Source organism: Nonomuraea sp. SYSU D8015 (genome assembly GCF_008065375.1).
GTDB lineage: Bacteria > Actinomycetota > Actinomycetes > Streptosporangiales > Streptosporangiaceae > Nonomuraea.
In genome coordinates, this window is sequence record NZ_VJYI01000005.1 from 144,675 (window position 1) to 157,107 (window position 12,433).

12 protein-coding genes are annotated in these 12,433 nt (G+C 69.9%); 4 read left to right on the plus strand and 8 right to left on the minus strand.

Annotated features, from left to right (window positions below):
- Window positions 1-2: 2 nt before the first annotated feature.
- The 6 genes from ID574_RS23130 to ID574_RS23150 all read right to left on the minus strand — a co-directional run bounded on the left by ID574_RS23130 (window position 3) and on the right by ID574_RS23150 (window position 4,057).
- Window positions 3-434: a PIN domain nuclease gene (locus ID574_RS23130; protein ID WP_188191043.1), complete on the minus strand. Its 432-nt coding sequence runs from the start codon at window positions 432-434 to the stop codon at window positions 3-5.
- Window positions 428-559 carry a hypothetical protein gene (locus ID574_RS61680; RefSeq protein WP_262496038.1) on the minus strand — a complete coding sequence of 44 codons (132 nt, stop codon included), beginning with the start codon at window positions 557-559 and terminating at the stop codon, window positions 428-430. The genes ID574_RS23130 and ID574_RS61680 overlap by 7 nt, the downstream gene beginning before the upstream one ends.
- A gap of 189 nt (window positions 560-748) precedes the next feature.
- Window positions 749-1,432, minus strand: coding sequence for a CPBP family intramembrane glutamic endopeptidase (locus ID574_RS23135; protein ID WP_188191044.1), 684 nt, complete (start codon window positions 1,430-1,432; stop codon window positions 749-751).
- 171 nt (window positions 1,433-1,603) lie between these two features.
- On the minus strand, window positions 1,604-1,864 hold the full coding sequence (locus tag ID574_RS23140; RefSeq protein WP_223166979.1) for a WhiB family transcriptional regulator: 261 nt from the start codon (window positions 1,862-1,864) through the stop codon (window positions 1,604-1,606).
- An 85-nt stretch (window positions 1,865-1,949) separates the two neighbouring features.
- Window positions 1,950-2,588: a neutral zinc metallopeptidase gene (locus ID574_RS23145; protein WP_223166980.1), complete on the minus strand. Its 639-nt coding sequence runs from the start codon at window positions 2,586-2,588 to the stop codon at window positions 1,950-1,952.
- Window positions 2,589-2,593: 5 nt separating this feature from the next.
- On the minus strand, window positions 2,594-4,057 hold the full coding sequence (locus ID574_RS23150; RefSeq protein ID WP_188191045.1) for a glutamate-cysteine ligase family protein: 1,464 nt from the start codon (window positions 4,055-4,057) through the stop codon (window positions 2,594-2,596).
- Between the two features lie 470 nt (window positions 4,058-4,527).
- Between ID574_RS23150 and galE the strand changes: the two genes are divergently transcribed.
- Window positions 4,528-5,505 (plus strand): UDP-glucose 4-epimerase GalE, encoded by a 978-nt coding sequence (gene galE / locus ID574_RS23155; protein ID WP_188191046.1) that lies wholly within the window; start codon window positions 4,528-4,530, stop codon window positions 5,503-5,505.
- 347 nt (window positions 5,506-5,852) lie between these two features.
- Here galE and ID574_RS23160 read toward each other — a convergent pair whose 3' ends face one another.
- Window positions 5,853-6,743 carry a hypothetical protein gene (locus ID574_RS23160; RefSeq protein ID WP_188191047.1) on the minus strand — a complete coding sequence of 297 codons (891 nt, stop codon included), beginning with the start codon at window positions 6,741-6,743 and terminating at the stop codon, window positions 5,853-5,855.
- A gap of 613 nt (window positions 6,744-7,356) precedes the next feature.
- Between ID574_RS23160 and sucC the strand changes: the two genes are divergently transcribed.
- From sucC to ID574_RS23175, 3 genes are all read left to right on the plus strand, one after another.
- A complete protein-coding gene (gene sucC, locus ID574_RS23165) occupies window positions 7,357-8,538 on the plus strand; it encodes an ADP-forming succinate--CoA ligase subunit beta (RefSeq protein WP_188191048.1) in 1,182 nt (393 codons plus the stop codon).
- A 3-nt stretch (window positions 8,539-8,541) separates the two neighbouring features.
- Entirely contained in the window at window positions 8,542-9,417 is an 876-nt protein-coding gene (sucD, locus tag ID574_RS23170; protein WP_188191049.1) for a succinate--CoA ligase subunit alpha, read from the plus strand.
- A gap of 390 nt (window positions 9,418-9,807) precedes the next feature.
- Window positions 9,808-11,424, plus strand: a complete 1,617-nt coding sequence (locus ID574_RS23175) for a cell division protein PerM (RefSeq protein ID WP_188191050.1) — start codon at window positions 9,808-9,810, stop codon at window positions 11,422-11,424.
- Between the two features lie 523 nt (window positions 11,425-11,947).
- Here ID574_RS23175 and ID574_RS23180 read toward each other — a convergent pair.
- Window positions 11,948-12,367, minus strand: a complete 420-nt coding sequence (locus ID574_RS23180; protein ID WP_223166981.1) for a hypothetical protein — start codon at window positions 12,365-12,367, stop codon at window positions 11,948-11,950.
- Between the last annotated feature and the right edge of the window lie 66 nt (window positions 12,368-12,433).

A 12,433-nucleotide genomic window follows, 5' to 3' on the forward strand; every position in this document is an offset into this window, starting at 1 on the left:
CGCTAGGGGATGGAGCCCGGCGGCACCACCCAGAGCGCGGGCTGCCCGGTGACCTCGGCGATGACGTCGAAGTCGCGGTCGTAGTGCAGCACCGTCGCCCCGTGCACCTCGGCGCAGGCGGCGATCAGCAGTTCGTTCGGCCCGACCGCCCGATGGTGTGACTTGCGCGCCAGCATCGCCTGGACGTCCAGGGCGCGGGACGGCACCGCCTTCTCGGTGATCGACAGGAAGCGGAAGTCCTCGTGCAGGTGGTAGGCGTCCCGCTCGTAACCCTCCGGGTCACGCGCGCTGAAGAGCACCTCCAGCTGGGTGACCTCGCATATCGCCAGCATCTTGTCGAGCATGAGCGGCTTGAGCGCCCGGTGGACGTCCGGGTGCGGCATGCGCGCCAGCGCGCTCTTGTCGATGAGGTAGACCACACCCGTGGCTACCACGCATGCTTCATGATCTCCGGGTCCAGGAGATCGGTATTGTCCTGGGTACGCCAGTACTCGAAGGCCTCGCGACGCTTTGCCCTTTCGGCGATCTCCTGCAGGGCCACGTTGACGGTCTCCTTCATGGTCGACCTTGTGATCTTGATATACACCCTCCCCAAGGGCGGCACCGGCCCCGGGAAGAGCGCGTAGGAGACCGTAAAGCATCAAGGTCAGGCGCTCATGGAACGCTCCAACATCTTATGCAGGATCTTCATCCGTAGGCGAAGAACCCTCACTCCCGGGGTGATCGCAGGCCTGCCGCCCACGCCGGCTTACTTCCGCTTTGCGGCGATCCTGGCGAAAAGGTAGCCCAAGGAGTTGGTCGCCAGATGCAGCATGACCGGCGCCAGGAGGCCGCGGTGGCGGCGTAGCTCGCAGAACAGCACCCCGGCCGCCGCCGTCGACACCACGCTCCCCGCCACCACCCGTGCGGTGTCCAGATGATGGGGGGACTCGCCTGCCGTCAGAGCGCCGAGGGCTGGGTTGGCGCGGGCCATGTCGATGGCTGGGAGGATGTGCCAGAGGCCGAACAACGTCGAGGAGACCGCGGTGGCGGTGATCGTGCCGCGCCTCTGGCGGAGCATGGCGTAGAGAGCCCCCCGGAAGCCCACCTCCTCCAGCAGGACCGTCCCGAAGGGGACCTGGACGAGGGCCTCCTCCAGGACGCGGGCGCGCGAGAGCGACAGGGCGCGCTCGTCGTGGAACAGCGGCCTGGTGCGCGGGTGGGATATGCCGACCGTGTACGCGGTGGCCACCGCCGCCGCCAGTGCGCCGCCGGCGAGCGCGCCGCGGCGGCCGTGCTCGAAGCCGAGCTCCTCCCACGACAGGCCGGACCTGCGGGCCATCGCCACCAGGGCGGCCGTCGCGGCGGTGGAGGTCAGCGGGCCCAGGCGGGGGGCGACCTTGTTGTTCATGATGTTGGCGGCGGCGAGGATGGCGATCGAGCGGAGGAGCACCCTTGCAGGCTACGTCGCGACCCGCTCCCATCGGCCCGCCTCAGCAGGATCGCCGCTTTTCTCACGTTCCTCCCGCATCCACTCACCCGCCGGAGCCCGTGTTCGCCTGCTTGGTGTCGCGCCGGTGCGTTGCCGTCCGCCGGTAGGCGGCCCTTCTCCAGCGGGGGTGGGTCAGGAGGCGGCGGCGGAGTTGCGCCAGCCCGCCGGGAAGCGGGAGCGGCGGCGTTCCTCCGGGGTGAGGCCGCCCCAGATGCCCTCGGACTCGCCGGACCGTAACGCGTACGCCCGGCACTCCTCCAGCACCTGGCAGCTCGCGCAGACCGCCTTGGCCCGGGCTTCCTGCAGGGGTGAGGGGGCGAGGGGGAAGAAGAGGTCCGGGTCGCTGGATCTGCACGCCCCCCTGCGCAACCAGCCGATCTCCTCCAGTGGCATGCGTCCACGGTACGGCGTGGTCATGATCGGCCACATCATCCTCTGGGTTGATGGGGGTGTACATCCCCGAGCCAATACGCGGACGTCAGCAGGCCCCCACGCCGCCCCTGTACCCCTGCACGAACGCCTGCTGACGTTGTTCGGCCGTGCCGTGGGCGGCCGGGTTCAGCCAGTCGTCCGTCGGGTCGCCGGCGGCCGCCAGGCTCAGCAGCAGTTCGTTCTCGTCCCCCGGCTGCGCGGTCAGCGCGCCCGAATTGACCAGGGCCGAAAGGGTGCCGCCCGCGTAGCAGTCGGCCTGCAGCTCCATCTGCACGTTCAGTTCGAAGCCCGTGCCGAGCTGGGCCTGGACGGAGTGGCCGAACTCATGCGGAATGATCAGATAGACGGACCCGTCTCCCATTTCATTCCACAGCGCCTCCATCCAGTCCTGGTCGTAGGCGATGAAGTGGCCCACGGGGCAGTAGAAGGCGTTGTTCGGCACGGACGGCTCGCCGCCGCAGCTCGGTCCCGAAGTGCCCGAGTAGGGGATGAAGTCGGCTATGGGCCGATAGGTCTCACCCAGCCGGTCGAACTGCTGCTTCCAGAATTCCTCCGTCAGCGTCCGCGCCGTACGGACGTCGTCCTCGAACGAGTCCTCCTCCGCCGCATCCATGGACGGCGGGCGGGTGAGGCCGCAGGCGGCCAGCACCAGGGCGAGTACGACGATCAGCGGACGGGGGATCACGGGCTTCAGACTTCCCACGTATGCACGGGCTCATTCGTGTGCATGCGCGCGATGTAGTCGAGGGTCATGGCACGCAGCGCCTCGTGCCGGCCCCCTCCGTGGGCGCGTACGCGTTCCACCTGCCAGCCCGCACCCGTCCGCCCGGTTAGGCAGCGGCCCTCGATGATGCCGAGCAGCCGGTCGGCGACGGGACCGTTCACGCCCCATCTGGCCAGCCCCTCGTGGGCCATGGGCAACAGGCGGCGCAGGATCAGCTCGGCCGCGGGCACCTCGCCCATCCCCGGCCAGTACAGCCGCGCCTCCAGCCCGTGCCGCGCCGCGGCGGCGAGATTGTCCTCCGCCGCCTGGAACGACATCTGACTCCAGATCGGCCGTTCGGCGTACGGCAGGACGCGCATCAGACCGTAGTAGAAGGCCGCGTTGGCCGCGATGTCGGCCACGGACGGCCCGGCGGGCAGCACGCGGTTCTCCACGCGCAGGTGCGGCATGCCGTTCACCACGGCGTACACGGGCCGGTTCCAGCGGTAGATCGTGCCGTTGTGCAGGGTGAGCTCGTGGAGCTGGGGGATGCGTCCCTGTTCCAGCTCGGCACGGGGGTCCTCGTCCTCGCAGAGGGGGAGGAGGGCCGGGTAATAGCTGACGTTCTCCTCGAACAGGTCGAAGACGCTGGTGATCCACCGCTCGCCGAACCACACGCGCGGCCGCACGCCCTGCGCTTTCAGCTCGGCCGGTCGCGTGTCCGTGGCCTGCTCGAACAGCGTGATCCTGGTCTCGCGGTGCAGTTCCTTGCCGAACAGGTACGGGGAGTTGGCCGCGGCCGCGACCTGCGCTCCCGCGATGGCCTGGGCGGCGTTCCAGTGTGCGGCGAACGCCTCGGGGCTGACCTGCAGGTGGAGCTGGACGCTCGTGCAGGCGGCCTCGGGCGCGACGCTGTCGGCGTGCGTGTCGAGGCGTTCGACGCCCTCGATGCACAGGTGCAGGTCCTCGCCGCGAGCTGCGAAGATCTGCTCGTTGAGCAGGCGGTAGCGGGGGTTCGCGGAGAGGGATCCCTCGTGGACGTCCTGCTCGCGCAGCGTCGGCAGGATGCCGACCAGGACCAGGTGGCCGCCCTGGGAGCGGGCGCGCTCCTCGGCGTGGTTGAGCCTGGCCCGTACGTCGTTCTCCAGGCGGAGCGGGCCGTCGCCGCTCAGCTCCTGGGGTTCGATGTTGATCTCGATGTTGAACTGGCCCAGCTCCGTGGCCCAGTCCGGCTGCTCGATGGCGGCGAGCACCTCGGTGTTGCGCATGGCGGCCTCGCCTGCCGCGTCCACGATGTTGAGCTCGATCTCCAGGCCGGCGAGCGGGCGTTCGAGCTCGAAGCGGGATTCGCGCAGCATCTGGGCGAAGACGTCGAGACATCGTCGCACCTTTTCGCGATATTTCCGGCGATCATCGCGGCTGAACACCACGACCGGCACGTCCCTGCCCATATCTGGAAATGTCGCACGTCGACGCCTCAAACACCAGGCCACCCCCCTTTCCGGCCTCGCCGAACCCTGGATACGACCACGGCGCCGGCCCCTCCCGCTCCGTAAGAGGCGGCCCGCCGGTGAAGGGCCACGCTCCCTGGAACCGCCGCCCGCTGCAGGCGATGCGCCACCGCCGCCGGTGGTGCCGCCGGTCATCGTCACCGCGCCCCGGTCATCGTCTGGGTGTCGCGGGGGTCATCGTCTGGCGTCGCCGATTGTCGCGCCGCGGCGGCGGCAGCCGGGCTCGAAGCCCCGCCTGCGCTCCTCCGACGCCAGGCCGGCGTTCACGGCCATCGCCACAGCCCATGGCCGGTCGTGGCGGCGAGGGCACAGACAGCCCCGCATCCGGCGTGCCGCCGTACGAGATCGGGGCTCCAGCCATTCGCGGCGCTGCGGGAGGCCGCGCGTCCGCGCAGAAGTAGGGTGCTGGGATGCGTGTTTTGATTACCGGTGGGGCGGGATATATCGGCAGCACGGTCGCCTCGGCGTGCCTGGACGCCGGGATCTCGCCCGTCATTCTCGACAACCTCGTGACCGGGCGAAGGGAGTTCGCCGAGGGGCGGGTGTTCTATGAGGGGGATATCAGCGACGGACCGCTGATTGACAAGATATTTGCTGAAAATTCGGATATCGAGGCCGTCATCCACTGCGCGGCCCTCATCGTCGTGCCGGACTCCGTGGCCGACCCCATCGGCTACTACCGCGCGAACGTGGCCAAGAGCCTGGAGTTCGTCGACCACCTGATCCGCAACGGCTGCACCCGCATGATCTTCAGCTCGTCCGCGTCGATCTACGGTGTCGCGGAGGACCACACGGTGACCGAGGACTCCCCGCTCGCCCCGATGAGCCCGTACGCGCACACCAAGGCGGTCTGCGAGGGCATGTTCGCCGACATCGCCGCCGGCAGGCCCATCAAGATCCTCTCCTTGCGTTACTTCAACCCCATCGGCGCCGACCCGAAGATGCGTACCGGCCTGCAGTTGAGGCGCCCGAGCCACGCTCTGGGCAAGATGATCGAGGCGTACGAGGAACGCGTGCCCTTCCAGATCACCGGCACCGACTACCCGACCAGCGACGGCACCGGCATCCGTGACTACATCCACGTCTGGGACCTGGCCGCCGCGCACGTCGCGGCCCTGAGGCGGTTCGACGACCTGCCGGTGGACGTGATCAACCTGGGCACCGGCGCAGGCACCACCGTCCGCGAGCTGGTCGACGCGTTCAACCGCGTCGTCGACCGCCCGATCGAGGTCGTCGAGGCCCCCGCGCGACCGGGCGACGTGGCAGGCGCCTACACCCGCAGCGACCGCGCCCGCGTCCTGCTCGACTGGCAGGCTCAATACTCCGTCGAGGACGGGATCAGGCACTCGCTCGAATGGGCCCGCCTGCGGGACTCCCGCCTGGCATAGGCACCCGGGGTGCCCGGCCCACCGGCCGCCGCTCCGCTCACCCCGAGACGGCGGCCCGAGCACTTCCAACCGCCCTACCGCCGCCTCCCGCCGTCGGCGCCCCGGCCGCCGCCTCCCGGCCGTCGGCGCCCGGCCGTCCGCGGCCTCTGTCACGACCACCGCGGCTGTCCAAGGGCGGCACCGTGGAGACGTGCTGAACGACACGCTCCAGCCCCACATGCCCGGCGCGACGCCCGGCCGAGCGGAAGCGACGGCCGGGAAGTGACAGGTCCGGTGCGGCGGCCGACCGCGAGAAGCAAGCAGCCCTCTCCCGCCCGGCGGCAGGAGAGGGCTGCACGGCTGGGATGTCAGCCGATGATCTTGCCGAGGACGCCGTCCAGGATCTTGCCCGGATCGTCGACCAAGGGCGCGTCGCCGTCGCCATCCTCATCCGTCTTGGGCTGGCTGGTGACCTCGTCCGCCGGCGGCGCCTTGATCTCCACGGCGGTGCCCCAGTCGGTGAGCCTTGTGTCCACGCTCACGGTGCCCTTCCCCTCGGACACGACGACGACCGGGAAGGTCGACACGAGCCGGGTCGGCAGGCCGGCCGAGTCCAGGGTCATCCGCCAGCTGATCGTGCTCTTCAGGGCCTTCTTGGAAGGCTTCTCGAGCATGCTCGCGCGGTACCACGGAGACACCTTCCACAGGTCGCCCACCGTGACCTTGCCGGCGTAGCCGCCGCCGACGGGCTTGGCGCCCTTGAGCAGGGTCTTGAGGGTGGCCGCCTCGGCCAGGTTCAGCGGCTGGCCGTAGACGCCCGTGATGCCGCCGGTCGGGCCCTTGGGATACTTCAGCCAGGTCTTGTCCTCGGGCAGCACGGTCGCCCACAAGCCGCCGGACATGTACGACGTCGTACCGACGCGGATGGTACGTTCCGGCCTGGCCAACGCCTTGAGCAGTTCCGGGGCCTCATCCGGATTCGGGCCCAGGTCCTTCTGCGAGATGTTGAACTTGCCGGTGATGTCCGAGGCGGCGACGCCGGACTTGCCGAACTGCAGGGTGCCGCTGCGCCGGACGAAGATTTCGCGGTCCCCGTCGATGTCGAGGGTGGTCCGCTCGGTGAACTTCACTCCCTTGCCGGGAGCCATCTGCTTCTTCACCGCGACGACCGGGTCCTTGGGCGCGGCGGCCATCGCGGGGGTCGCGGCGATCAGTGTGGCGCTGGTGGCTAACACCACGCCGGCGAGCATGCGCTTCATACGGATTCCTTTTTGTCGAGGGGGTTACCGGTGCTTCCCGCCGAAGCCTTGGTGCCTCGAGGTGAAGCGAGGTGAGGAAAAGCCGTGTGGGCCCCTGCCTTTACCCGATCGCGGTCAATGGATCGACCGACACGGAGAGAACCTCTTGTTGGACGGAGGGTCCAGGTCGAGATCCCGGCGAGCGGAGCTTGATCGGGATCATACCGTTCCAATCCACGGGTGATCCACTGAATCGATCATGCTCGGCGCGCCGAAGGTGCAGGTTTCGCCGGTCGTTCGACCGCGACCGCCGGAGCCTGTGTCTTCCGTGAGAATTCGCTTCATGCGATTCCTTCGAATCGGAAAAGGAGGGCCCGGGAATCCTGCCAAGCAAAGATCACGGCGGTATATCGACTGGCGGGGGTTACGACGTCGAATCGGTGCATTTTTCGTGCAGATCATCATCCGGACCCTTGCTCCAGAAGTGAGATCGCCGTCACATAGTGGGAGAACTGCGACCCGATGACCAGGGCAGGTCAAGCTTCGGGCTAGGCTTCACTGGCGGAAACGCCCGGCACGCACGGGGTTGCCCGGGCCGTCGAACAACCAGTCGGATAAGCAAGGACGGACCCTCGTGGACCTGTTCGAACATCAGGCGAAGGAACTCTTCGCTGACTACGGCATCCCGGTGCCGCGCGGCATCGTCGCCCACAACGTGGAGGAGGTGCGGGCGGCGGCTGAGCAGCTGACCGGCCGCGTCGTCGTCAAGGCCCAGGTCAAGACCGGCGGGCGCGGCAAGGCCGGCGGTGTGAAGGTGGCCGACGGCGCCGCCGACGCCGTCGAGAAGGCCACCGCCATCCTGGGCATGGACATCAAGGGCCACACGGTCCACAAGGTGCTCGTGGAGGAGGCCAGCGCGATCGCGGAGGAATACTACTTCTCCTTCCTGCTCGACCGCGCGAACCGTACCTTCCTCGCGATCTGCTCCGCCGCCGGCGGCATGGACATCGAAGAGGTCGCCCACAGCACCCCCGAGAAGGTCGCCAAGGTGCCGGTGTCGGCGCTGACCGGCATCGACCGGGCCAAGGCCCGCGAGATCGCGGTGGCCGGCGGCCTGCCGGAGAAGGCGCTCGACGGGGCCGCCGAGCTCATCGAGAAGCTCTGGTGCTGCTTCGTGGACGAGGACGCCACGCTCGTCGAGGTCAACCCCATGATCCTCTCGGCCGACGGCCAGGTGAAGGCCCTCGACGGCAAGGTCACGCTCGACGACAACGCCTCCTTCCGCCAGCAGGACCACGAGGCCCTGGCCGACAAGGCCGCTGAGGACCCGCTGGAGGCCAAGGCCAAGGAGAAGGACCTCAACTACGTCAAGCTCGACGGCGACGTCGGCATCATCGGCAACGGCGCGGGCCTGGTGATGTCCACCCTCGACGTCGTGGCCTACGCGGGCGAGCAGTTCCCCGGCAAGCCTTCCCCCGCCAACTTCCTCGACATCGGCGGCGGCGCCTCGGCCGAGGTCATGGCCGCCGGCCTGGAGATCATCCTCTCCGACCCCGACGTGAAGTCGATTTTCGTGAACGTCTTCGGCGGCATCACCGCCTGCGACGCCGTGGCGAACGGCATCGTCTCGGCGTTCAAGCTGCTCGAGAGCCGCGGCGAGGCCGTGACCCACCCGCTGGTGGTCCGCCTCGACGGCAACAACGCCCAGCTCGGGCGGCAGATCCTGGCTGACGCCGCGCTCCCGCGGGTCGAGCTGGTAGACACGATGGACGACGCGGCCAAGCGGGCCGCCGAGCTCGCTGCGGTAGGTGCGTAACTCATGGCCATCTGGTTGACGGAAAACAGCAAGATCATCGTTCAGGGCATGACCGGTGGCGAGGGCACCAAGCACACCCGCCGCATGCTCGCCTCCGGCGCCAAGGTCGTCGGCGGCGTCAACGCCCGCAAGGCCGGCACCGTGCACGAGGGCCTGCCCGTGTTCGGCACGGTCAAGGAGGCCATGGAGCAGACCGGCGCGGACGTGTCGGTCGTGTTCGTGCCGCCGGCGTTCACCAAGGACGCCGTCAAGGAGGCCATCGACGCCGAGATGCCGCTCTGCGTGGTGATCACCGAGGGCGTGCCGGTGCACGACTCGACCGAGTTCTGGGCGTACGCGGTGGCCAAGGGCAACAAGACCCGCATCATCGGCCCCAACTGCCCCGGCATCGCCTCCCCCGGCGCCTCGAACGCCGGCATCATCCCCGCCGACATCACCACCGCCGGGCGCATCGGCCTGGTCTCGAAGTCCGGCACGCTGACCTACCAGCTCATGTACGAGCTGCGCGACTTCGGCTTCTCGACCGCGGTGGGCATCGGCGGCGACCCCGTCATCGGCACCACCCACATCGACGCGCTCCAGGCTTTCCAGGAAGACCCGGGCACCGACGCCATCGTGATGATCGGTGAGATCGGCGGCGACGCCGAGGAGCGGGCCGCGGCCTACATCGAGCAGCACGTCACCAAGCCGGTGGTGGCCTACGTGGCCGGGTTCACCGCGCCCGAGGGCAAGACGATGGGCCACGCCGGCGCCATCGTGTCCGGTTCGGCCGGCACCGCCCAGGCCAAGAAGGAGGCCCTGGAGAAGGTGGGCGTCCGCGTCGGCAAGACCCCGTCGGAGACGGCGCGGCTCATGCGGGAGATCATGCAGTCCCGCTGACCGCTCTCCGAAGGCCCCGCGTGGTACTCCACCATGCGGGGCTTTCTCATGCGCTGCCGCTACTCGCCCGAGCCCCCACCGCGTCGGCGTGTCGCAGCGACTCGGCCGTCGGCGCACGCCGTCGGCCTCCGGCACCGACATCGGCGGCGGCATCATCCGCTCGCTCACGACGCCGTGCGCCTGCCGGCTGGTGGCCAGGATGCGGAGGCCGGGCACGGAGCGCATCAGCGTGTCCGCCATGGCGGCGCACGCGTCCAGCAGGTGCTCGCAGTTGTCCAGGACGCGGCGGTGGGCCATTGACGGCCCTGGGCCGGCGGGTGGAAAAGATGAAAACGATATCCCCGGCGCGTCAACCAAGGGTTGGTTGGGAAAGGTTGAGAAAATCGCACTGTGACGGCGATCCTCGACCAACTGCGCACCGGGTCAATGCTGAGCAAGCTCCCGGGAGCGGACGACGAGGCCAGGCGGCCGCTACCCGTGTCCGGGATGCTGGCCGCGGCCTGCACCCTGGGCGTCGGCCTGGCCGCGCTCACCACGCTCACGCTGGTCGGATGGATCGCCGCCCCGCGCGGCACGCTGGGCGCCGGGCTGCCGGGCGTGTTCCGTACGGCGGCGCAGCTCTGGCTGGCCGCGCACCACGCCGGGTTCGCGATTCCCGGCGGGCGGGTCGGGCTGCTGCCCATCGGGCTGATCGTTCTCCCCGCCATGCTGCTCTACCGGGCCGGCCGGTGGATGGCGCGCGACGCCGACCTGCGGCTGCGCCTGCCCGCGCGGCTGCCCAAGAACAGCCCGCGCGAGCAGGCCCAGGCCCGCCGCCGGGCGCAGCTCGTCCTGGTGGTCCAGGCGGGGGTGTCGCTGGCGGCCCCGTACGCGCTGCTGGCCGGGCTCATCGCGCTCGTCGCGAGTAACGAGATCACTCAGCCGTTCATCGGCGAGGCGCTGTTCAGCCACTTCGTGCTGGCGTTCCTGGCCGGGGCGCTGGCCACCGCGCGGATGATCGGGCCCTGGCGGGTGATGCTCAAGCTGCTGCCCGAGCGGGTGCGCGCGCTGACGCTCGGCACGGCGATGGCCACCGCGCTGCTGCTGGTGGCCGGGCTGGGCCTGGTGCTGGTCGCCGTCGTGCTCAACTTCGACCAGGTCAGGGAGCTGTCGAGCGTCCTGTCGCCCGGCTTCGTGGGCGGCGTGCTGTTGATCCTGCTCCAGCTCCTCTACCTGCTCAACGCCGTCATCTGGGCGCTCTCCTACATCGCGGGGCCGGGATTCGCGATCGGCGCGGACACGTTGGTGGCGCCCACCGGGGTGCAGCTCGGCACGGTGCCGAGCCTGCCCCTGCTGGGCGCGCTGCCGGAGAGCGGGCCGGTGCCGGCGTGGATGATGGCGGTGATCGCGCTGCCGTTCGCGGCGGGGGCCGTGGCGGGGGTGATGGTGGCCAGGATCTCGCCGTCGCCGTCGTACGAGGCCGCGCCGCTCTGGGGCTTCCTCACCGGGGTCTCCACCGGCGTGGTGGCGGGGGCGCTGGCGGCGTTGTCCGGCGGACCCATCGGCGGCGGCCGGCTCGCGACGGTCGGGCCCTCGCCCTGGGAGGTGGCGCTGTCAGTCGCGCTCGAGGTCGGCGTGGCCGCGGGCATCTCCGCCGGCGTCACCAACCTGCTGCTGCTCAACAAGCGCGCCCGCGCGCCGCTCGACAAGGCGGCCGCCCCGGTGCGCAAGGCCGGAGCCGCGATCGCCAAGGCGGCGAGCAAGGTCGGCCTGGCCGAGTCCGACCCGCGTCCGCTGCCCGGCCACTGGATGGACGCCACCGAGGCCGACACCCAGGAGATCCCGGTCATCAGGGACGACTGGCAGGACGAGCACGCCTCGGCGGAGGCCGAGACGCTGGCCCAGGCACGCCCGCGTCCGCCGGAGCCCGATCCGGCGCGCCCGCCGCGCAAGGACATCGTGGACGAGTCGGACGACCGCGGCGGCCACGTCATCTACGTGGACCCGTACGCCTGGGACCGCGACTGAACACGCCGCACACAGGCGCACAGTGATGTGATCCCGTTGCCACGGCATCGGGGTGTGGGGCCTTTGCCACGGCATCGGGGTGTGGGGCCTACGCCACGACACTGGAATGTGAAGGCCTTTGCCGCGGCTGGACGGCGACGACCGGAGAGGCGACCGCACCCGGCCCTCGGCCACCGCGCTGCTACTGCGGTAGCCGGGGAAACGCCGGTTGCGCCACCCCCGAGCCGTCGAGCGCCGTCCTGGCGCCGACGGGGCGCAGGCGGACCCGCCCGCAGCGCCGCCGGCCCGAATGGCGGCGGCGACATCATGGCGATCCTGGAACCGCCGCCTGCGCTGTCGGCGGGGCACTACGCCACACCGGCCCCGTTCGAGAGCGGCGGGGCGCACCCCCCCACACCGCCCCGTTCGAGGCGGCTGGGCACGTCGCCATGAAAGGGGAGACGGTATGGGGCCGGGCACCCCGCCCGGACGTCCGTTCGCTCGACGCGGAAAGACCGGCGGGCTCAGCGGGGGAGCGTCGCGCTCAAGGTTGCATCGCGCCGAGCAGTTCGAGCACGTCCGGCGGCAGCTTGCGCTGCGCCGCGTCCCTGAACTGAGTGAAGCACTCGCCCTGCGAGGACACCGTCCCCGCACCCTTCATGCACTCCTGGTAGGCCGAATATTCGTCCATCAGGTACAGCTGCATCCCCGTGGCCATGGCGGACAGCGCCAGCGCGATCGAGGAGATGGTGATGCCGCCCACGGCCATGCTCGTGGGCTTGCTCGCACCCTTCAGCAGCGGGAACGCCCGGATCCCGGCCACGAGCGCGAACAGCGCCATGACCAGGCCGGCCAACGGCAACATGAACGTCATGGCCAGCGCTGCGATGGACAACCAGATCGCTCGGCGGCCCGCCGATTCGGCGGGCTGCTGGCCTGCCGGTGCCTGCACCGGTGTCGACACCTGACCTCCTCTGCGTCGCCGGGAGAGGAACAGATACCCTGGCAGCTCACCCTGTTTCCTCTTTGG